General features: G+C 70.6%; 18 protein-coding genes and 2 pseudogenes. 10 read left to right on the forward strand and 10 right to left on the reverse strand.

Annotation, left to right across the window (positions count from 1 at the left end; all coding sequences use genetic code 11):
• Nucleotides 1–233 precede the first annotated feature (233 nt).
• Nucleotides 234–2027, forward strand: a complete 1794-nt coding sequence (locus ACLQ22_RS22490; RefSeq protein ID WP_425694054.1) for a thiamine pyrophosphate-requiring protein — start codon at nt 234–236, stop codon at nt 2025–2027.
• 638 nt (nt 2028–2665) lie between these two features.
• Here ACLQ22_RS22490 and ACLQ22_RS22495 read toward each other — a convergent pair.
• The 4 genes and pseudogenes from ACLQ22_RS22495 to ACLQ22_RS22510 form a co-directional block, all read right to left on the reverse strand.
• Nucleotides 2666–2977, reverse strand: coding sequence for a hypothetical protein (locus ACLQ22_RS22495; RefSeq protein WP_425694055.1), 312 nt, complete (start codon nt 2975–2977; stop codon nt 2666–2668).
• 61 nt (nt 2978–3038) lie between these two features.
• Nucleotides 3039–3551: pseudogene (locus ACLQ22_RS22500) on the reverse strand (IS5 family transposase); the annotation flags it as partial.
• 144 nt (nt 3552–3695) lie between these two features.
• The gene (locus tag ACLQ22_RS22505) at nt 3696–4805 is read right to left on the reverse strand and encodes a hypothetical protein (protein WP_425694056.1); all 1110 of its coding nucleotides are present in this window, start codon (nt 4803–4805) and stop codon (nt 3696–3698) included.
• Complete coding sequence (locus ACLQ22_RS22510; RefSeq protein ID WP_425694057.1) at nt 4792–5034, reverse strand: hypothetical protein; 243 nt, start codon at nt 5032–5034, stop codon at nt 4792–4794. The genes ACLQ22_RS22505 and ACLQ22_RS22510 overlap by 14 nt, the downstream gene beginning before the upstream one ends.
• Nucleotides 5035–5199: 165 nt before the next feature.
• Between ACLQ22_RS22510 and ACLQ22_RS22515 the strand changes: the two genes are divergently transcribed.
• Genes ACLQ22_RS22515 through ACLQ22_RS22525 form a run of 3 tightly spaced genes read left to right on the forward strand, consistent with a single transcriptional unit; the run spans nt 5200 to nt 6406 of the window.
• Nucleotides 5200–5397: a hypothetical protein gene (locus ACLQ22_RS22515; RefSeq protein ID WP_425694058.1), complete on the forward strand. Its 198-nt coding sequence runs from the start codon at nt 5200–5202 to the stop codon at nt 5395–5397.
• Nucleotides 5397–5636 carry a hypothetical protein gene (locus ACLQ22_RS22520; RefSeq protein WP_425694059.1) on the forward strand — a complete coding sequence of 80 codons (240 nt, stop codon included), beginning with the start codon at nt 5397–5399 and terminating at the stop codon, nt 5634–5636. Before ACLQ22_RS22515 ends, ACLQ22_RS22520 begins: the two co-directional genes overlap by 1 nt.
• Entirely contained in the window at nt 5597–6406 is an 810-nt protein-coding gene (locus ACLQ22_RS22525) for a mechanosensitive ion channel family protein (protein ID WP_425694060.1), read from the forward strand. The genes ACLQ22_RS22520 and ACLQ22_RS22525 overlap by 40 nt, the downstream gene beginning before the upstream one ends.
• A gap of 66 nt (nt 6407–6472) precedes the next feature.
• Here ACLQ22_RS22525 and ACLQ22_RS22530 read toward each other — a convergent pair whose 3' ends face one another.
• The 3 genes and pseudogenes from ACLQ22_RS22530 to ACLQ22_RS22540 all read right to left on the reverse strand — a co-directional run.
• The gene (locus tag ACLQ22_RS22530) at nt 6473–6880 is read right to left on the reverse strand and encodes a DUF2267 domain-containing protein (protein ID WP_425694061.1); all 408 of its coding nucleotides are present in this window, start codon (nt 6878–6880) and stop codon (nt 6473–6475) included.
• 73 nt (nt 6881–6953) lie between these two features.
• The gene (locus ACLQ22_RS22535) at nt 6954–7691 is read right to left on the reverse strand and encodes a TMEM175 family protein (RefSeq protein WP_425694062.1); all 738 of its coding nucleotides are present in this window, start codon (nt 7689–7691) and stop codon (nt 6954–6956) included.
• Nucleotides 7692–7774: 83 nt separating this feature from the next.
• A pseudogene (locus tag ACLQ22_RS22540) lies at nt 7775–8253 on the reverse strand (DUF1264 domain-containing protein); the annotation flags it as partial.
• A gap of 242 nt (nt 8254–8495) precedes the next feature.
• Here ACLQ22_RS22540 and ACLQ22_RS22545 point away from each other — a divergent pair.
• The 4 genes from ACLQ22_RS22545 (at nt 8496) to ACLQ22_RS22560 (ending at nt 12278) form a co-directional block, all read left to right on the forward strand.
• A complete protein-coding gene (locus tag ACLQ22_RS22545; RefSeq protein ID WP_425694063.1) occupies nt 8496–9707 on the forward strand; it encodes a low temperature requirement protein A in 1212 nt (403 codons plus the stop codon).
• A 70-nt stretch (nt 9708–9777) separates the two neighbouring features.
• The gene (locus ACLQ22_RS22550; protein WP_425694064.1) at nt 9778–10434 is read left to right on the forward strand and encodes a carbohydrate ABC transporter permease; all 657 of its coding nucleotides are present in this window, start codon (nt 9778–9780) and stop codon (nt 10432–10434) included.
• Nucleotides 10431–11378 (forward strand): carbohydrate ABC transporter permease, encoded by a 948-nt coding sequence (locus ACLQ22_RS22555; protein WP_425694065.1) that lies wholly within the window; start codon nt 10431–10433, stop codon nt 11376–11378. Before ACLQ22_RS22550 ends, ACLQ22_RS22555 begins: the two co-directional genes overlap by 4 nt.
• 186 nt (nt 11379–11564) lie before the next feature.
• The gene (locus tag ACLQ22_RS22560; RefSeq protein WP_425694066.1) at nt 11565–12278 is read left to right on the forward strand and encodes a hypothetical protein; all 714 of its coding nucleotides are present in this window, start codon (nt 11565–11567) and stop codon (nt 12276–12278) included.
• Between the two features lie 21 nt (nt 12279–12299).
• Here ACLQ22_RS22560 and ACLQ22_RS22565 read toward each other — a convergent pair whose 3' ends face one another.
• Nucleotides 12300–12980, reverse strand: coding sequence for a hypothetical protein (locus ACLQ22_RS22565; RefSeq protein ID WP_425694067.1), 681 nt, complete (start codon nt 12978–12980; stop codon nt 12300–12302).
• Nucleotides 12967–14124 (reverse strand): hypothetical protein, encoded by a 1158-nt coding sequence (locus ACLQ22_RS22570; RefSeq protein WP_425694068.1) that lies wholly within the window; start codon nt 14122–14124, stop codon nt 12967–12969. Before ACLQ22_RS22570 ends, ACLQ22_RS22565 begins: the two co-directional genes overlap by 14 nt.
• 501 nt (nt 14125–14625) lie before the next feature.
• On the opposite strand from ACLQ22_RS22570, the gene rph reads away from it, so the two are divergent.
• The gene (gene rph, locus ACLQ22_RS22575) at nt 14626–17223 is read left to right on the forward strand and encodes a rifamycin-inactivating phosphotransferase (RefSeq protein WP_425694069.1); all 2598 of its coding nucleotides are present in this window, start codon (nt 14626–14628) and stop codon (nt 17221–17223) included.
• A gap of 248 nt (nt 17224–17471) precedes the next feature.
• On the forward strand, nt 17472–19463 hold the full coding sequence (locus ACLQ22_RS22580; RefSeq protein ID WP_425694070.1) for an acyl-CoA dehydrogenase: 1992 nt from the start codon (nt 17472–17474) through the stop codon (nt 19461–19463).
• Nucleotides 19464–19488: 25 nt separating this feature from the next.
• Here the strand turns inward: ACLQ22_RS22580 and ACLQ22_RS22585 are convergent, their stop codons facing one another.
• The gene (locus tag ACLQ22_RS22585; protein ID WP_425694071.1) at nt 19489–20496 is read right to left on the reverse strand and encodes a hypothetical protein; all 1008 of its coding nucleotides are present in this window, start codon (nt 20494–20496) and stop codon (nt 19489–19491) included.
• Between the last annotated feature and the right edge of the window lie 112 nt (nt 20497–20608).

Genomic DNA, 20608 nt, shown 5'->3' on the forward strand with positions numbered 1-20608 from the left:
TGTCTTGACCCGCAAGCCACCCTACTCCCGGGGCTGGCCTCCGCCATCCTGAGCAGGGCCGCGCTGAGTGGCCGATCAGCCTCATCTGCTGGCGCCGTCCGGTGACGTCGACCGACGGGTTGACCGGAGGCTGCCGGCACGGCCACTCGAAGCGGTGCCGTGGGTCCGGTTCGACGCGACAGTCCGGGGTATCGCCCCATGCTGGGAGGGCGAGTCGGGGCGAGGAGGCGGCGATGACGGACGCGACGGTGTCGGATCTGGTGGTGGCCCGGTTGGCGGACTGGGGCGTGCAACGGGTCTTCGGCTACTCCGGCGACGGCATCGACGGGGTGATGGGCGCGCTGCGCCGTGCCGGGCGGCCGGAGTTCGTGCAGGCCCGGCACGAGGAGACCGCAGCGCTCATGGCGTGCGGCCACGCGAAGTACAGCGGCGGGCTGGGGGTCTGCCTGTCCACCCAGGGGCCGGGCGCGGTGCACCTGCTCAACGGCCTCTACGACGCCCGGCTGGACTCCCAGCCGGTGCTCGCGATCGTCGGACAGCAGGTGACGTCGGTGCTGGGCAGCGGCTACCAGCAGGAGATCGACCTGGTCCGGCTCGTCGGCGACGTGTGCGCCCAGTTCGTGCAGACCGCGTACGCGCCCGAGCAACTGCCGATGCTCCTCGACCGCGCGATCCGCACCGCACTGGCCACCCGCAGCCCGACCTGCGTGATCCTGCCGCACGACGTGCAGACCGCCCCCGCCCCCGACCTGCGGGCCCACGAGCACGGGATCATGGTGACCAACCCCGGTCTGCCGGTGCCCGAGCTGCGCCCCCGCGCGCAGGACCTGCGGGCCGCCGCCGACCTGCTCGACGCCGGCCAGCGGGTGGCGATCCTGGTGGGGCAGGGCGCCCGCGCCGCCGCCGGCGAGGTGGTCGAGCTGGCCGAGGCGCTCGGCGCGGGAGTGACGGCGTCGCTGCTGGGCAAGCCAGTGCTGGACGAGTCGCTGCCGTTCCACACCGGCGTGATGGGACACCTCGGCAGCACCGCCAGCAGCGCCCTGATGAGCGAGTGCGACACGCTGCTCATCCTCGGCAGCAACGATCCCTGGTCGGAGTTCTACCCGGCGCCGGGACAGGCCCGGGCGGTGCAGATCGACATCGACGGCCGGCGCCTCGGCATGCGCTACCCGGTGGAGGTGCCGCTGCTCGGCGACGCCGCCGAGACCATCCGGGCCCTGCTGCCACTGCTCACGCCCCGGTCCGACCGGAGCTGGCGGCAGCGCGTCGAGGGCGAGGTGACCCGGTGGCGCGACATCGCCCGCCAGCGGGCCACCGCCGAGGCCGAGCCGCTCAACCCGCAGTACGTCGTGCACGCCCTCACCGACCGGCTGCCCGGGGACGCGCAGGTGTCGGTGGACGTCGGCTCGGTGACCTACTGGTACGCGCGGCACCTGCGGCTGCCCGTCGGTGTCGACGCGCACCTGTCGAGCACGCTGGCCTCGATGGGTTCGGCGCTGCCGTACGGGCTGGCCGCGAAGCTCGCCGAGCCGCACCGGCCGGTGGTGGCCCTCGCCGGGGACGGGGCCATGCAGATGAACGGGCTCGCCGAGCTGCTCACCGTCGCCCACCGGTGGCGGGACTGGGCGGATCCCCGGTTCGTGGTGCTGGTGCTGCACAACCGCGATCTCGCCGAGGTGAGCTGGGAGCAGCGGGAGATGGAGGGCGATCCCCGCTTCGTCGACTCCCAGCGCCTGCCGGACGCCCCGTACGCCCGCTGGGCCGAGCTGCTGGGCCTGCACGGCGTCCGGGTCAGCACGCCGGCCGAGGTCGACGCCGCCTGGGACCGGGCCCTGTCGGCGGACCGGCCGACGCTCATCGAGGCGATGGTGGATCCGGCGATCCCGCTGCTGCCGCCCGCCCAGCCGTACGAGAAGGTCGCGACGATGTACGAGGCGCTCGGCCGGGAGGACACCGACCTGGGCCGGCGGGCGCTGGCGCACCTGCGCCGCGAACGGGCCACCGAGGGCTTCGACGACCCGCGGTGACAGTGGGACAGGGTGATCGCCACGGTGACCACCCCGAGCCAGGCCAGCCGGTCGGTCAGCAGCCGGCCCGCCGATCGGGAACCACGGACGGCCGCGGCCACCACCCCGGTGCCGCGCGCCGCGCGCAGGGCGGTGGCCGCCCGGGCGAACCGCAGGAAGGGTACGGCGAGGAAGATCACCTGCCACCGGTTGCGCTTCCAGAACTCGCCGGCACGGTGGCGGGCCAGCCAGGCAGGCAGCGCGAACTCGACGACGAACACGGCCCACAGCACCCAACTGGCGACGGTCAGCACGGTGGCCAGCGGTTCGTCGTGGGTCATCGCCTGGCCGAGGACGAGAACCAGGAACAGGATGCCGAGCACGCCCATCGGCTTGTCCAGCCGGCGGGCGAGCCCGTTCAGCCGGGCTTCGTCGCTCCCTCCCTGCCGGGCTGGGCGCGCATCGCCGTCGCCGGTCATCGTCCGGCCCGGGGAGTCACGCCTGCCCGACCGCGTCGCCGGCGTCGCCGATGCCGCCCGGGTGGCTGCGCGACGGCATCAGGTCAGCCATGCGGACCCCGTACCCGCTGGTCTCCGCACCATGCCGCCGCTGTCCGGGAGCCCGCACGTAGGGCCTGTTTTAGATGTACGGGCTGAGGTTCAGGCTGGTTGGTTGGGGTAGTTGCGGCTGGCTAGCCAGATGGTGAGGTCTTTGGCGATGTGGCCGGGGTCGGTCTCGATGGTGAGGTCGTGGATGTGCTGGTGGGTGTCACGGCGTTCGACTTGGTAGGTGTCGTCGTCGAGTAGTGAGATCGAGGCGTACCAGGCCGGGTCGTCGTCGGCGGGGTTGATCGTGACGAAGGTGTTGTCAGCGTGGTTCAGCTCGTCGATGAGCATGAACAGGGCGTCTTCGGAGGGGTCGTCGATGTGGTCGCCGTTCTCGGTGTCGGCGTAGTAGTAGTCGGCGGCCATCCGGTGTCTCCCTGCTCTGCTGGTCAGCCGGCCCAGCTTCGCATGAGGTGATGCTCGGTGGTCAGAGCCACTCGTGATCGCGGCGACGTGCACGGCAGCTTCGAAACGGACGGCGAGTTTGTCGTAGCGGGTGGCTACGCCTCGGTGGCGGTTGAGCCGGTTGATGCCGCACTCCACGGCGTGACGGGCCTTGTAGTCCTCGACGTCGAACACTGGTGGCCCGCCACCGGCTGCGCCGCGCTTCTTACGGTTGCGGGCCTGGTCGGCGGGCTCGGCGATGGTGGCCTTGATCCCGTGGCGGCGCAGATACTCGCGATTGGCCCGCGACGAGTACGCCTTGTCGCCGCGCGCCCGAACCGGCCGCTGCCGTGCTCGGCCTGGTCCCAGCCGGGGCACCCGGATACCCCGCAGCACCGGCACGAAGCTGCGGCGAGTCCCCGCGCTGCCCGGCGGTGACCAGGATCGACAGCGGCTTCTGGCCCTGCTCGCACGCCAGGTGGATCTTCGTGGTCAGGCCACCCCGGGACCGGCCGAGTCCGTGATCGGCAGGACCACGCGGACGGATGTCCCCAGGGAAGGTGCCCGTCGGGAGCCCCACATAGTCACCGTCAGCTGCCTGCCCAGCGAGGCGGCGGCCCCACCTCGCTGCTCAGCACCGGTCCGTGGTGGCCGCCGAGTCGCTCGGGGCATGCGCCGGCTCGCCCCGCCCGTTGTGGGGCTAGCCGTCCTTCTCGTCTCGCCAGCCGCCGGGTTCGGGATGGTAGCCGTAGGCGGCGGCTCGTACCGTGTCCTCGTTCTCCAGCCCGGAGCCGATCGCGCCGCCGACGGTGGCCAGCGAGCTGGTGATCCAGGCGAGCGTCAGGTAGTCGGTGGAATCGACCGGCCGTTGCAGGGTCTGTTCGAGTACGGATGTGTCGATCAGCAGTGCCGCGGCGAGCACCGTTCCGGCGAACAGCACCAGGTAGGACACCGCCGTGGCCAGAGTGAGGGTGAGGATCGTACCCAGGTTGAACAGCCGGGCCAGCTCAGCCGGTGTCTCCCGGTCTGGTTTCTCCCACAGGTCGTGCGCGACGATCAGCCAGGCCACCAACGCGGTCAGCCCGAGTATCATGATCACGGCGAGCCGGAGCCCGCCGAGTGCTTCGCCCACCTGCCAGATGGTGTCCGTGGTGAGCGCGAACGCGGCCGTGCCGAACGCGCCCACCAGCAGCTTGGACAGGCCCAGCAGGGCGCGCCCCGGGCGGTTGGCCTTGACCATTCCGGTCAGCAGCCGCACCCGGCCGGTCAGCCGCGAGTCGACGTAACGCAGTTCCCCCGCGTCGGCCTCGCCCACCACCCGCTGGATGGCGGCAACCCGGTTTGCCATCTCGCCCGGTGCCCAGCCGGCCGGCGCCACCCGCTCGTCGGAAGCGTCGGTGAGTAGTCGGCTCACCAGATCCGGAACGGCCGCGCGGGCCGCTCGCAGCTGGCTCAGTCCCAGCGCGGGCAGAGACACCATCGCGACTCGGCGGCGGGCGGAGGTCTGGGCGACCAGCGGCGCCCGCTCGATGTACAGCGGCAGGTCGGTCAGGCAGATCGCCACATCCCACCGGTCGTCGGTGCGCCGTTGGGCAACATCGTCGAGCAGCGCCTCAACACCGCCGTCGCGGCGCGGCGCCACCTCACCCCAGCCTTCCCGGACGGTCCACCGCACGCCGGCGTCCACCCGCTCGGCCAGCCGGTCGGCCAGCTCGACGGTGAGCCGCGCGGCCACCCGGGCCGGATGGTCCGGCGGGGTCGCCACCAGTCCGACGACGATCTCCGGGCGGTGCTGTTCACTGGGGGTCATCGGTGCTCCTGCCGGTAGCCGGCTCGCCGCCGTCCATCGTCACCAGGCGGGTCGTGCTGACCTCTCCGACCGCGTGTAGGCCATGATCCCGAACAGCGCGGAGCCGCTCGACGACGAAGAACCCGAATGTGACGTGCCGTTGCAGCTCCCCGTGCCGGCTGAGGTAGTGGTAGAGCCGAAGCCAGCCCGCCGAGACGACTACCCCGACCAGCCCGTACTGGTGGTTCATCCTCGCAGAGCGTTTCGGCTCTTATGGCCACTTTGGGAGGGCCGCGACACAGCCCAACCGCAGTTGGCGTAGGTGGGCGCGGAAGAGGGCGTTGTTGCCGTAGGCCTCGTCCACGGCGGCCCACCCTGTTGGCCCGCCGGCGGGCGGCCACCGACCTTCGACAAGGTGATCTACAAGCAGCGCAACGTCGTGGAAGGCTGCTTGCACCGGCTCAAGCAGCATGTCGTCGGACGTCCGTCACGATTTGCTGGCATTCCAGGTATCCGCCGCTCGCCACTGGGTCCGATGACACCCTGGAAGGCGGGTAGTGCGGCTCGCGAGTTCAGGAGAGGCGGCATCGGGATCACGGTGGACGGCCTCTGATGCGTACCGCGTTGATCGTGTTGGCCGCGCTGACGGCGGCTGTGGTCGTGGACCTGGTCTCCGGCGTGCTGATCCGCCGGGCTGCCCGCGGCCGCTACAGGTGGCTGCTGGAGCCGCTGCGGCACGCCTGCCGCCGACCGGCGGCCGCGGTCCTGCCGGTCGGGGCGCTGTACTACGCGCTGCCGCCCGGACCGGCCGAGTGGCAGCGTTATCTGCGGCACACCGTCTGCTGGCCCTGATCGCCCTCAGCTCGTGGCTGGCGATCAGGACATTGAACGTCGTCGAAACGGTCGCGTTCAGCAAGCTGCCGAGCGATCTGGTCACGAGCCGGCGGATCCGGCGGGCCCGGACCCAGATCCGCCCCGTGCGGCGGCTCACCGTCGCTGTGGTCACGGTCGTCGCAATCGGCCTGATCCTGATTACCTTCCGGCCGGTACGCCTCGCCGGCATCTCCATTCTGACCTCGGCCGGCGTGATCGGCGCGGTGATCGGCCTCTCCGCCCGAACCGCGCTCGGCAATGCGTTCGCCGGCATCCAGATAGCCTTCGCCGACGGGATGCACGTAGGCGACGTGCTGGTGGTGGACGGCGAATGGGGCCGGGTCGAGGAGGTGAAGCTGACCAACGTGGTGATCCGGCTCTGGGATGACCGGGTACTCATTCTGCCGACTACGTACTTCACTGAGCGGCCGTTCCAGAACTGGACCCGGAACGAGTTCCGGGTGCTCGGCAAGATCCAGATCCATGTCGACCACACCGCCGACCTTGACGACCTGCGCCAGGAGGCACGCCGACTGGTCGAGTCCTCCCCCCTGTGGGATCGAGACCAGTGGGTGCTCCAGATGGTCGATGTCACACCGCAGACAGTGGTCATCCAGGTGCAGGCCTCGGCCTCGGACGGCGCCAGCGCCTGGGACCTACGCTGCGAGCTTCGCGAGGGACTGGTCCGCTACCTGCGCGACCACCATCCCCAGTGGCTGCCTCGCACCCGCAGCCAGTACCAACCCTGACCGGCGGCGCCGGCGTGGCCGCCCGGCGCCGCTACCGCCCGAGCTCTTGGCGGGTCCGCGCCCTGGCTAGGTGCCGATCCGGCGGGTCTCGAGCCGTCCCGCCCCCGGCCCGGTCAACTGCCAGAACTCCTGCGGCAACTGGTCGACAAGGTCCCCGTACTCCTTCGCGCTGGCCGACTCACGAAGGGTATCCAGCACGGCCCGTGCCCCGTCGGTGGCCACCTGGCGATCCACCCCGGCCCGTGACTGCACCCGTTCGAAGAATTCGGCCAGCCCGAACCGTTCCGGATCTTCGGTGGGCCTACGCACCAGGCCTCGTAGCTCCTCAGGGAGCTGGGAGGCGAGGTCCCTCGCCTGGCCGCCAGTGATCCGTTCTGCCAACGTCTCGAGCGTGGCGCGGGTGATCAGTTCCGACTGCCCCGGCGGAACCTTCGGTCGCGCTGCCACGGACTGGATGAACTCGGTGTAGTTCACCTCGGATCCCCTCTCCAACCGGATTGCGGCGGGTACCCACGCCAGCCGGGGTGAAACGGCGGTTCGCCCGCCCTCAGCCGGGTGGCGGAGGACGATGGGTGATCCGGCGGGTCAGCGGCACCTGGTAAAGACCGGCGCTGGTAACGGCGTAGAACACCGGCAGCACGACGAAGATCACTAGGCCGGCGAGCGGTGCGACCAGGTACCCGATGAGCCCTGCGGCGGCATAGAGGATGACCCCGACGAGTGCCCGCACCCGCTCGGCGGCGAAGTGCCGCTCACTCACCTCCTCCTCGAGCAGGTCTCCGCGCCGAGCCAGGTAGTGGGAGAACACCAGCCAGCTCACGCAGAGCAGCGCGCCGATCAGCGCGTAGAAGGCGACGGCCACACGTTGGTCCTGCTGGTCGTGCTCCTGAAGCGCGTCCGAGACGACGGCGGTCGGGAACGGCAGCAGCGCGGTGGTGAACAGGACAAAGAGATTCACCCAGTGCAGGCCCCGATCACTGTCCTTGACGCGATTGAACGCGCCCTTGTGGTTCAGCCAGACGATGGCCACTGCGCCAGCAGCCCCCGACAGCAGGCGACCGGGCGGCACGTCCGCACCCGGAGATCCAGCACGAGCAGCGTGACGTCGGCGGCCGGCGCCGCCGGTGTGGCTTGCCCGACTACCGTCGGGCGGCCTGGTCCACCACCCCGGGATCGGGGTGCCGTCCGGGAACGCCTCGTCGAGCAGGGCCACGCCCTCCTGCGGGCGGGCGTGCTCGACCAGCCCGGAGCGGGAGTCGCGCTTCTCGGCACTGTCGACACCCATGGTCTCGTTATGGTGCTGTTCAGGGCGGGGTCGCACTGGCCGTCGCGCTTGAACGACCACATCAGCATCGGCTCACCCAGCGGCAGCGGATCCCCTGGGCCGGTGTCGAGGCGACCGGTGTGCCAGGTGTGCAGGTCTTGCCGTAGCTGTTCATCAGCATCGCCATCAGCGCCCGCTCCGCCGGTTCCGGAAGCCCGGGGGCGATCAGCTCACCGCCGAGAATCTCGAAGTTGTGCGGATGCCAGTAGCGGCGCTCCGCCTCTGGCAGCGTCGCGTGCAGCCGTTCGGAGACGATGTACTCGACGCCGATGAGGTTCGCCTCGGCGGTGTTGCCGTCGAACAGCACGCGTTGCAGGAAGTCGTCGTTGACCTGCCGGCAGTAGTGGTGCGCCTCCATCTGCATCGACGGGTCGTCCTTCGCCGGGTGGAAGCCGACCACGTACGCGTCGAAGCCCTTCAGCGGCGTCGCCTCCTGCAACGCCTTGGACCCGAGCGACAGCCCCTGGTGCCACAGGCTCGTCGACTCGCCCGGCGGCCGTACGAGGCTGGGGCGGTGTGCCATCCTCGCTGCTCGTCGTCGAAGACCTCGCTCCGGTCGTCGCGCGGGGCGGGTGCGTGTCCGGCTGCGCCCCTCACCTACCCGGCTTCGCGTGACGAACCCGTGAACGGCCGGTCCGGACGTTTCCGTCGAGACCACGGGGTTGCTTTCGGAGGATGATCGAACGGCGCCGGGACCAACTTCCTGTGGGTGGACCGCGTCCAACCGGCCTCCGGGGCGGTGTCACGGGGGCGAGCATGGGCGGCATGGGGCTGCGGGGAGGTGACGGACGGGACCTGTTGGAACGCCGCGAGGACGTGCGGCAGGCGAACTTCCTGGAACTCTTCGTCGACCTGGTGCTGGTGTTCGCCCTCGCGGGGGTGGTCGACCGGGTGATGCAGGACGTCACCGCGGGCGATCCGCTCGTGCGGTGGCGGTCGCTGGCGTACCTGCTGGTCCTGGCCATGCCGCTGATCTGGTTGTGGATCACCACCGCGCACATCACCAGCTGGTTCGACCCCCGCCGCCGCAAGATCCAGTTGATCGTGCTGGCCAGCGCGTTCGGCCTGCTGGTCATGGCCTCGTCACTGCCGTACGCGTTCGCCAGCCGGGGCTGGGCGTTCGTGCTGCCGTACCTGATCCTGCACTGCGCCCGCCCACTGATCCTCCTGCCCAACCTGCACGGCCACGCCCTGCGCGACCTCTACGTCCGATCGGTGTTGTGGTGCACGGCCGCGGCGGCGATCTGGATCGCCGGCGGGCTGGTCAGCGGCGTCGCCCGGGCCGCCCTCTGGGGGATCGCGGTGACGGTGGACATCGTCGCCGCTCAACTGCGCTGGCCAATACCCGGCCGGGCCCGGCCACCGATCAGCGCGTGGGCGATGGACAGCGGCCGCCACCTGCCCGAGCGCTACCAGCAGTTGCTGATGATCGCCCTCGGGGAGACCGTCCTGGCCGCGGGCATCACCTTCACCGACCAGCCGGCCACCGCGGCCACGTCGGCGGCGCTGGTGGTGGCGTACCTGTCGACGGTGCTGCTCTGGCGGATCTACTTCTACCGCTCCGGACAGGTCCTCACCGACGCGGTCGCCGCTGCCAGGGACCGGCTGGCCGCCGGCCGCGCCACCGGCATCGCCCACATCGTCATGGTGGTCGGGATCGTCACCACCGCCGTCGGCTACGAGATCGTCCTGAAACAACCCGGGGGCCGGCCGGAACCGGTGTGGCTCTTGGTGGTCCTCGGCGGTCCGGCGCTGTTCCTCTACGGCCGCATCCGTCTGGAACGGGTCGTGTTCGACCGGCTGTCGATCCGCCGGGTCGTCGCCATCGCCACGCTAGCGGCGGCTGCCGTACCCCTGTATCTCGCTCCGCCGCTGGTCGCCGCCGTCGTGGCCGCGCTCGTGCTGCTCGGTGTCGCCCTGGCCGACGCCGGCCACGCCGCCCGCCGCCCACCCGAGCAGCCCTCGCCGGCGCACTGAGGAACCCTGATCCCCTCGGGCTCGACTCGTACGGCGACCCGGCGGCCCTCAGGGACAGTGCCGCCAGGCGGTGGTGAACAGGTCCGGGTTGCTGCTGGCGGTGCTGCTCAACCGGGTGGGCCGCGGCGCGGGGTTCTTCCGCACGGTCTACTACCTGCCGAAGATGACCCCGGCGGTGGCCACGGCGTCAATCTTCTTCCTGCTGCTGAACGGCAACACCGGTGCCATCAACCAGGGCCTGCGCTTCATCGGCATCGAGGGCCCGCAGTGGCTGGTGGACCCGACGTGGGTCAAGCCGTCGATCGTGCTCATGGCCCTCTGGACGGTCAGCGGCACGATGGTCATCTTCCTGGCCGCGCTCAAGAACGTGCCGCGTGACCTGTACGAGGTCGCCTCGCTCGACGGGGCGGGCCCCGTCCGCCAGTTCTTCTCCATCACCCTGCCGATGATCTCCGGGGCGCTGTTCTTCAACGTCATCATCCTGACCATCGCGGCGTTCCAGATCTTCGACCAGGCTTACCTGCTGTTCTGGCGGGACCAGAACAACCCGGCGCCGGAGGCGTCGCTGTTCTACGCGGTCTACCTGTTCCAGGAGGCGTTCCGGCAGTTCAACTTCGGCTTCGCGGCGGCGATGGCCTGGCTGCTCTTCGTCATCCTGATGATCCTGACCTTCATCCAGGTCAAGGTCGGCAACCGCTTCGTGTACTACGAGGGAGAGCGGTCGTGACGACAATCGGCCCCAGCACGGCACCCACCGCAGCCCCCGTCCTGGCCCAGGCCGTGGACGCCGCGCCCTCCGGAGGGATACGGGAGCCCGGGCGCCGGCCCACGAGATGGACCGTCGGGCGGGTACTGCTCACCCTCCTGCTCGTCGGGTTCGCCGCGTTGTTCCTGTATCCCCTGGTCTGGCTGATCGCTGCCAGCCTCAAGCCGGCCAGCCAGGTGTTCGACAACTCGTTGATCCCCAGGACCTGGCGGTGGGACAACTACGTCCAGGTCTGGAGCGAGCTGCCGCTGCTGCACTGGGTGTTCAACAGCGTGTCGATCGCACTGCTCGCCGCGATAACGGTCGCCATCTCCAGCTCGATGGTGGCCTTCGGGTTCGCGTACTTCCGCTTCCCCGGCCGCAACCTGCTGTTCGGGCTGGTCCTGGGCACGATGATGCTGCCCGGCGCGGTCACGATGATCCCGATGTACCTGATCTGGAAGGAGACGGGTCTCCTCGGCACCTGGGTGCCGCTGTTCGGCGCCAACCTGTTCGGCTCGGCGTTCTACATCTTCCTGCAACGGCAGTTCTACCTGAGCCTGCCCCGGGAGCTGTTCGAGGCGGCCCGCATCGACGGGTCCAACTACTGGCAGCTGTTCTGGAAGATCGCCATGCCGCTGTCCATCCCGTCGTTCGTCATCGTCTTCCTGTTCGAGTTCCAGGCGGCGTGGAACAACTTCCAGGGCGCGCTGATCTATCTCAACGGGGAGTCGATGGAGGGCTTCACCGCTCCGCTCGGCATCGCGTACGCCATGACGAAGTACAGCCCCACCGCCGGCGGACAGGGCGACTACCAGTACGTCATGGTCGCCTCGCTGCTCGTCACGCTGCCCATGCTGCTGCTGTTCAGCTTCGGCCAGCGGTACTTCATCGAGGGCGTCGCCACCCAGGGCCGCAAGGGCTGATCTCCCAGACGCGGCGTCGGGCCCGGCGGGGAGCCAGGCCCGACGCCGCGTCTTCATGAGCCGGACACCTGGCAGGAGGGTGCCTACCGGCCAGTGAGCAACGGTCGGCCACCCCTTACGCACCCGGGTAGGTCCGACGCACTAGCATTGCCGCAGTCCGGGACGGCTCTGCTGAAACGAGGCGAAATGGGTTGGCTCCAGCGACTGCTGGGCGGCGGGCGGGTCCAGCTCGATCCGGGACGGCAGCAGGCTCTGCTACGGGACGTCCAGCACCGGTACGGCGTCCACACGCAGCTCCGGTTTCCCGAGCAGGTCGAGGCGGTCACCGGAATGCTGGACGGCGACGACGGCCTGGTGGTGGCGGCCCGGATCGTGAGCCAGGTCGCCGACGAGGCCCACGCGGACCTCCAGGCCCAGGCCCACGAGGTACACCGACGAACGGGCCGACGGCTCCTGGTGCACCGCCGCAACTACCGGCCGCTGTGGAAGGAGGCCGGCCCGGCCCTGCGCTGGCCGCTGTTCACGTTGCCGAGCGGCTTCCACCCGTACGCGCAGGTGGCCGCCGCCGTCGCGGTGCTCGGCAGCCAGGCGCCCCGGCTCGACCGGGTGACCGACCCGAACCCCCTGGTGACCCACGTGTTCGAGGTGCTCGACCTCACCACCGCCGGCTGGGAGTACGGCCGGGTGCGGGTGGACACCGACGCCGCCGCCTTGGCCGATCGGCTGATCTCCAGCGCCGGACAGGTCCTCGCCGCCATGGACGACCCGCCCCGGCTGCCCCCTGCGGTCCGTGAGCTCATGCGCCGCAACAACACCCTCGACGTGCACGACCCGGCCGGCCCCCGGGTCGTGGGTGGGTTCAATCCGGGCGCGAGGATGCGCGAGCAACTGCTGGCCTGAGGCACCGATCGCGTCGATCACCTACCGGTGATCGTGCCACCCGGCGCCACGACACGACGACGGGTGCCCGTTCGCCCGCAGCCACCGGCGACGGGTGGCCCCGGCGATGCCGTGCACCAGCCGGGCCAGGTCCGCTGCTCCCCCGGCGTCGTCGGCGCGGCGCACCGCCGTGAGGATCGGCGCGACTTCGTCGAGTTCGACGCTCTCACGCAGCAGCACGAACTGGAGCACCAGCCCGGCCAGCCGGGCGTTGCCGTCGTCGTACGGGTGGAAGAACGCGACGTCGAGGTAGGCCCGGGCCGCCCGGGCCGTCACCGGTGTTCGCTGGTCGGCGGCCTCTGCGAGGCAGGAGGCGAACCGGTGCTCGGTGTCGGCGTGCAGCCCGTACCGTTCCCGGCCGTTCCTCGCGTACGCCGGCGTCCGGCGGAACACCGCGACCGGAACACCCCGGATGACTCGGTTCCAGCGGGCCAGCAGAGCCGGGGTGAGGTCGGCGCCCGCAGCTACCTCGCGCCGGACGTCCGCGTACGCGGTCAGTAGCCGGCTCAGCCGTTGCGGGCCACGCCCGGCGGTGGCGTGGGCGAAGCAGAGGAAGCCGTCACGGAGGGCGGACACCGGCGCCTGCGGAGACGGGGCGACGTCCCGCCAGGGCACCTGTTCCCGCACCAGTTGCCACACCGTCAGGTGATCAGGCGGCGTCACCCGTCACCCGCAGGGCCAGGTCCTCCGCTACCGACTCCACGACCGCCCGCGGCGGCTCCACCCAGCTGTCGAACCGGCCGCCGATCGCGTGATCGAGCAGTTCCTCTCGCCGGGTGGCCTCGATTCCGGCTGCCTCGAGGAACCAGCCGAGCGCAGTCCTGCAGCAGGAGTACCAGCCTGACTCGTACTGCGTGCCGTCACCGACCGCGGTCACCAGGTGAGCGACCGCGCGTTCCCAACCGTCCAGGTCGCCCGCGGACAGCGGAAGGAACCGGGCGAACCGCTCCGCCAGATCGTCCAGCCAGTCGTGCCACTCCACCAGGGCCGCGGCGACCGTGGCCGTGGTTGCCTCCGGCGTGGTGACCGAGTGCGGGAAGCAGCACCAGGAGCTGACCGGGCCACCGTCGAGGTCGCCCTCGCCCACCGACCAGCGCCAGCCCACCGCCCACCGTCCGTACCGGTCGACGAGCCCGACCGTGACGTTCTCCAGCCACAGGTCCCGTAGGCGCCAGTCGGCATCCGGTGACGGGATCTCGGATGCCGCGATCAGATCGGTCACCACCGCCGGAACCGTTGCGGGATCGAAGGTCCGGTCCACGGGATTGACGTCCGCCCAGCTCAGGCTGCCCGGATGGGGCAGACGGCGGGCCGGGAGACCGGCGTAGAGGGTGATCCCGCCGCGGCCCCGGACGGCTCGCCAGGCCGGCGGCTCCCCGGTGTCGTCAGTTGCCGCCGGGGCCGCCGCGGCGAAGCGGCCGCGGGCATCGACGGCGAGCTCGACCAGCAGTTCGTGCCAGGCCACCACGGCGTCGGCGATGCGGGTCAGCGTCTCGGCCGGCGTCGTCACCGGAGGACGTTCCGCTCGCCAAACCGGGATGACCCCACGGTCGCGGTAGTCCTCCATCGCGACGGTGTACCACCAGCCCACCACCCAGTCGCCCAGACGTTCCACCATCGCCGCCGTCATCCGGTCGTACCAGAAGGCGACGAGCCGCCAGTCGGTGCCGGCCGGCGGAACCTCGGCAGCCGGAGGCAGCATCCGCACCAACTCCGCGACGCCGGCCGGGTCGACCGCGGGCCGCGCGGCGGGGTCGACGTCCCGCCAGGTGAGCCTCCAGAAATCGGGAAGGTGAACTCGGTCCATTGTCATTCGCTTTCGTACGGCAGCCGGCCAGCATAGCGGGTCCACCCGCCCGCTCACCGCCCGCCACCGACGCAGTCGAAGCGGCCGGATGCGTGGCCGATCGGCAGATCCGTTCAAGCGCCGCCTGTCCGCTCGCCTGAAAATCGTCGTGGTCCGCTCGCGGGATGTCGAAGGTGCCCCGCGCGACGCCGCCACCGGCACTACTCGGCATCACCTGACGACTTCCCACACCCTGTTGAAGCCGTAGGCGACGTGTCATCCCTGAGGAGCGACGATGTGTAACGCCGCACGCGCCACGCTTTCGGTGAAAGAGATTCCGGTCCGCAGCGGAAAACATAAGGAAAGCGTTCCCACTTCAACGTATATCGCACCCCGGGGCTTGCGGCAAGACCCGGGTCTTGCCGCAGAATCGTCGGCCGGACCCAGAACTGACGAAGAAACGGGGCACGAGGTGCGCATGTTCTTGTCGCGGCGCAGGACGGTTGCCTTGGCGGTCCCGCGATGACCGGGCAGTACGTGTCGGGTCTCCAGGAGGTGGACGACGCGCAGGTCGCGATCGTCGGCGGCAAGGGCGCGCACCTGGGGGCGTTGTCGCGGATCGACGGCATCCGGGTGCCGGCGGGCTTCTGCGTGACGACGGACGCCTTCCGGCGGATCATGGCCGAGACGCCGTCGATCGACGAGCGGCTCGACCAGCTGTCGCGCCTGGACCCGGACGACCGGGAGTCGATCCGCACAGTCAGTGCGCAGATCCGCCGGAGCATCGAAGCGACCGTCCTCCCCGACGAGGTGGCGGCGGCGATCATCCGGGCTCTCTCCCGGCTCGGCGAGCGAGCCGCCTGTGCCGTCCGATCCAGCGCGACGGCGGAGGACCTGCCGACGGCCTCCTTCGCGGGCCAGCAGGACACGTACCTGAACGTCATGGGGCCGGCGGCCATCCTCCAGCACGTCAGCCGGTGCTGGGCCTCGCTCTTCACCGAGCGGGCCGTGACCTACCGTCGACGCAACGGCATCGACCACCGCACGGTCCACATGGCCGTCGTCGTACAGAGGATGGTCTTCCCACAGGCGGCCGGCGTCCTGTTCACCGCCGACCCCGTCACGTCCAACCGGAAGGTCGCCTCCGTGGAGGCCAGCTTCGGCCTCGGCGAGGCTCTGGTCTCCGGGTTGGTGAACACGGACACCTACCGGGTGTGCGGCGATGAGATCATCGACAAGGCGATCGCGGCCAAACGACTTGCCATCCACGCCCTGCCGGCCGGCGGGACGGCGGAACAGACGATCGACCCACAGCGGCAGGAGCAGCCGGCGCTGACGGATGCGCAGGTCGTGCGGCTGGTCCGGTTGGGCCGGCGGATCGAAGCCCACTTCGGCCACCCCCAGGACATCGAGTGGTGCCTGGTCGACGACGACTTCCACATCGTCCAGAGCCGGCCGATCACCACCCTGTTCCCGATCCCCGAGACCGGCGACGGAGAGAACCGCGTCTGGGTCTCCGTCGGTCACCAACAAATGATGACCGACGCCATGAGGCCCCTCGGGGTCTCCATGTGGCAGCTGACGGCCATGGCGCCGATGCACGAGGCCGGCGGGAGGCTGTTCGTCGACGTCACCCGGCGCCTGGCCTCACCCGCGAGCCGCGCCGGTCTGCTGGAGATGATGGGCAGGTCCGATCCACTGGTCAGGGACGCGCTGGAGACCGTCCTCGAGCGCGGCGACTTCGTCCCGTCGCTCCCCGACCAGGGTCCCGCAGGGCCACCCGCCGGCGGCGCGCCCGCCCCGATCGAGACCGATCCGGCCATCGTCACCGAGCTGATCGAACGCAGCCGGGCGTCCGTCGCCACCCTGCAGCGCGACATCCGGACGAAATCCGGACCGGCGCTGTTCGACTTCCTGCGGGAGGCCTTCGAGGAGCACAAGCGCGCCCTCAGTGATCCGCTCAACATGCAGGCGATCATGGCAGGGATGGAGGCCACGTGGTGGCTCAACGACAAGCTGCACGAGTGGCTGGACGAGAAGAACGCGGCCGACACGCTCACGTTGTCCGCGCCCCACAACGTCACGTCGGAGATGGGACTGGCGCTCCTGGACGTCGCGGACGTCATCCGCCCGCACCCGGAGGTCGTGGCCTTCCTGCGGCAGGTCGAGGACGAGGGCTTCGTGGATGAGCTGGCCGGGCTCCCGGGCGGACAGGAAGCGCGAGACGCCATCCGGACCTTTCTCGACACGTACGGCATGCGCTGCGCCGGCGAGATCGACATCACGAGGCCGCGCTGGAGCGAACGTCCCAGCACGCTCGTGCCCGTCATCCTCGACAACATCAGGAACCTCGAGCCGGGCGCGCGCAAGCGGCGCTTCGCGCAGGGGCGCCAGCAGGCCGAACAGAAGGAACAGGAGGTTCTGGCGCGCCTGCGGGCCCTACCGGACGGGGAGCGGAAGGCGGAAGAGACGAAGCGGATGATCGACCGGGTCCGAACCTTCGTCGGGTACCGGGAGTATCCGAAGTACGCCATCGTCAGCCGCTACTTCATCTACAAACAGGCCCTGCTCGAGGAGGCCGAGCGCCTCGTGCGGGCCGACGTGCTTCCGGAGCGGGAGGACATCTTCTACCTCACGTTCCAGGAACTCTCCGACGTCGTGCGCACGAGCAACGTGGATGATCAGCTCATCCAGCGGCGGAAGGAAGCGTTCAGGTCGTACCAGACGCTCATCCCGCCCCGAGTGCTCACGTCGGAGGGTGAGGGCATCGCCGGCGCGTACCGACGCGAGGATGTGCCGACCGGCGCGCTGGTCGGCCTCCCGGTTTCCGGCGGCGTCGTCGAGGGGCGGGCCCGCGTCATCCTGGACCTGGCCAGGGCCGATCTCGAACCGGGCGACATCCTGGTCACCGCCTACACCGACCCGAGCTGGTCACCCCTGTTCGTCGCGATCGAGGCACTGGTGACGGAGGTGGGCGGCCTCATGACCCACGGGGCGGTGGTCGCCCGGGAGTACGGCCTGCCCGCCCTCGTCGGCGTGGAGCAGGCGACCACGCTGATCCGGGACGGGCAGCGGATTCGCGTGCACGCGACCGACGGGTACGTCGAGATCCTGCCCTGACCGGCGGTTAGCTGGGTGGGCGAGCCTCCGCGCTCACGCATCGGGTGGCGTCGCTCGTCGCCACCGTCACCTGACCCCGGTCGGCGCCGCTGCGGACGGACGTCGTACGCGGTCGGGTGCGCTGCCAGCGGCCGGAGGCGATGGTGTCCCGTCTCACCGCGGTCTTGCTCAGCGGGGCACCGTAGCGGGCCGGTACTCTTGATCGGGTACAGACTGTACCTATATGTCCGCCATTCCGAGGGGTGACCATGCCCGATCACGCGTCCGGCCGCATCGACCTCGCCCGCCTTCAGGAAGTGCTCGACGGCCCGTGGGCCGAGGTCCGCGACGCCCATCGGAAGCACCTCGACGCGCGCTTCCTCCCGGTGTACGGCGAGACCGGCGACCAGGCGCGTGAGCGGATCACCCGGCTGCTCTCCGAACTCCCCGTCGAGCTGGGTATCGCCTCGGCCTTCCCCACCGAGTACGGCGGCAGGTCCGACGTCGGCGGCTCAATCGTCGCCACCGAGATGCTGGCCCAGGTCGACCTGTCGCTGATGGTCAAGGCGGGCGTGCAGTGGGGCCTGTTCGGCGGCGCCGTCGCGGCCCTGGGCACCCGGCGGCACCACGACGCCTACCTGCGGGACATCGTCTCGGGCAGGATCTTCGGCTGCTTCGCGATGACCGAGACCGGCCACGGCTCCGACGTCCAGCAGCTGCGCACCACCTGCACGTACGACCCGCGGACGCAGACCTTCGACCTGCACACCCCGCACGAGGCGGCGCGCAAGGACTACATCGGCAACGCGGCCCGGGACGGGCGGATGGCGGTGGTCTTCGCGCAGCTGATCGCCAACGGGCGGCGGCACGGCGTGCACGCGTGGCTGGTCCCGATCCGCGACGCGCAGGGCAAGCCCCTGCCCGGCGTGACCATCGGGGACGCCGGGGCCAAGGCGGGCCTGCTCGGCGTCGACAACGGGCGGCTCAGCTTCGACCACGTGCAGGTGCCGCGGGACATGCTGCTGGACCGCTACGGTCAGGTCGCGGAGGACGGGACGTACTCCAGCCCGATCGAGAACGACTCCCGGCGCTTCTTCACCATGCTCGGCACCCTGGTCCGCGGTCGGGTGAGCGTGGGCGGCGCCGCGTCGGCGGCCACTAGGTCGGCGCTGACCATCGCCGTGCGCTACGGCGACATCCGCCGCCAGTTCGGCACGCCCGACGCGGAGCGGGAGGTGCTGCTCAACGACTACCTGGCCCACCAGCGCAAGCTGCTGCCCGCGCTGGCCACCACGTACGCGCTGCACTTCGCCCAGGCCGAGCTGGTCGCCGCGCTGGACGAGGTGCAGGGCGGCGACGGGCCGGTCGACGAGCACCGGCAACGGGAGCTGGAGTCCCGGGCCGCCGGCCTCAAGGCCGCGCAGACCTGGCACGCGACCCGCACCATCCAGATGTGCCGCGAGGCGTGCGGCGGCGCCGGCTACCTGTCCGAGAACCGGCTGCCCAGCCTCAAGGCCGACACCGACGTCTTCACCACGTTCGAGGGCGACAACACGGTGCTGCTGCAGTTGGTGGCCAAGGGACTGCTCACCGGCCACCGGGACGAGTTCGGCTCGCTGGACGGCTGGGGACGCGCCTCCTTCGTCGCCGAGCAGGTCCGCGAGATGGTGCTCGAGCGCACCGCCGCGCGGTCGCTCATCGAGCGGCTGGTCAGCGCCGTGCCCGGCCGCGACGAGGAGGTCGCCGTCACCGACCGCGGCTGGCAGCTCAAGGCCTTCGAGGACCGCGAGCGGCACCTCCTCGACGGCGCGGTCCGCCGCCTGCGCAACGGCGCGGCCACGAAGAAGGACCGTCCCTTCGACATCTTCAACGACGTCCAGGACCACGTCCTCGCCGTCGCCGCCGCGCACGTCGACCGGGTCGCCCTGGAGGCGTTCGTCGCCGGCATCGAGGACACCGCGGACCCGGCGGTCCGGGCGCTGCTCTCCCGGGTCTGCGACCTGTACGCGCTCAGCGTCATCGAGGCCGACAAGGGCTGGTTCCTGGAGCACGGCCGTCTCACGCCGGTCCGGTCCAAGGCGGTCACCGGCGTGGTGAACGGTCTGCTCAAGGAGCTGCGCCCGCACATGCGGACACTCGTGGACGGTTTCGCCATCCCCGACACGTGGCTGCACGCCGCCATCCTGCGCGAGGAACCCCGCCGGCAGGAGAGCATGGCCGCCCACGACGCCGCCGGTGATCCGCAGGCAGTCCCCGCGTAGCCGGGAGGGTTCGTGTGTCCCGGGGCTAGACCGCGCGGGCCACGCAGATCCTGGCGTCCAGGCGGGGCCCGGCCTCGTAGAGCATGTATTCCACGCCGCCGTCGGTGCCGAACGTCGGCGACGCCACCCGGCCGTTGTCCGACGCGATCGGCCGGTGGAACACTCCGAGGTGGACCTCGCGGTCGAAGTTGTTGCCGACCTCGGTCAGATACATGTTGCCGCTGCCGCCGTGGTACGCGATGTACGCGGTGCCGTTGCGCTTCAGCAGGTGCGGCGCGGAGATGTCGGTGAGCCCGTCGCCCGACGGCGACACCAGCGGGTTCGGGGAGAACTGCCAGCCGCTCCAGCCGTTCGGCGACCAGCCCCAGAAGATCTTCCGGGTGCCCGGCCGGATGGTGTGGGCGCCCATGAACACCATCACGTAGCGGTTTCCCTTGCCGGCCACCGAGTGCTCGAAGACCCGCGCGTACGAGGTCTCGGTCGTGTTGGGCACCAGGTTCGTCGACAGGATCGGCGTCTCGTCGGTGAAGCGGACGCCGTCGGTCGAGCGGGCGACCCGGGTCGTGTGGTTCTCGCCGTGGAAGTACAGGTAGAACTGCCGGGTCGGCGCGTCCCACACGACGTGCGGCGACGACACGTGGCTCACCGTCGTGGACGGCAGCACCCGGTCGATGACGGGATTGTTGGCGTACTCGGTGTAGGGGCCCTCGAGCCGGTCGGCGTAGGCGAGGCAGATCCCGCCGGGCGCGTCGTGCGGCGCGTAGTAGAGGTAGTAGCGGCCGAGGTAGCCGCCGATCTTGTCGTAGACGCCGCGCACGCACGGGAAGATGAACTCGCCGGTCGGGTTGTAACGCAACGGCCTGTCGAACGCGTCGCGCACGTACCGGTAGTTGGGGAAGCCGGCCGGTCCGGCGAGCGCCGGCGTGGGCGTCGCGGCGAGGCCGGCGCCGGTGGTCGCGGTCGCGACACCGGCGGCCGCCGCACCACGCAGCAGCGTGCGTCGGGAGAAGGAGCCTTCCGGGGTACGCGTCATCGCGTTTCCTCCGTTCGTGGGGCGGGCCGACGGGGGCAGGGGAAGCGGGCCGGCCGTGACAAGTCAGGTGTCACTCCGCCTCGCCGAGCGGCCGATCGGTGCGGACGCTCGT

Source organism: Micromonospora sp. DT178, from assembly GCF_049841695.1.
Taxonomy (GTDB): domain Bacteria; phylum Actinomycetota; class Actinomycetes; order Mycobacteriales; family Micromonosporaceae; genus Micromonospora.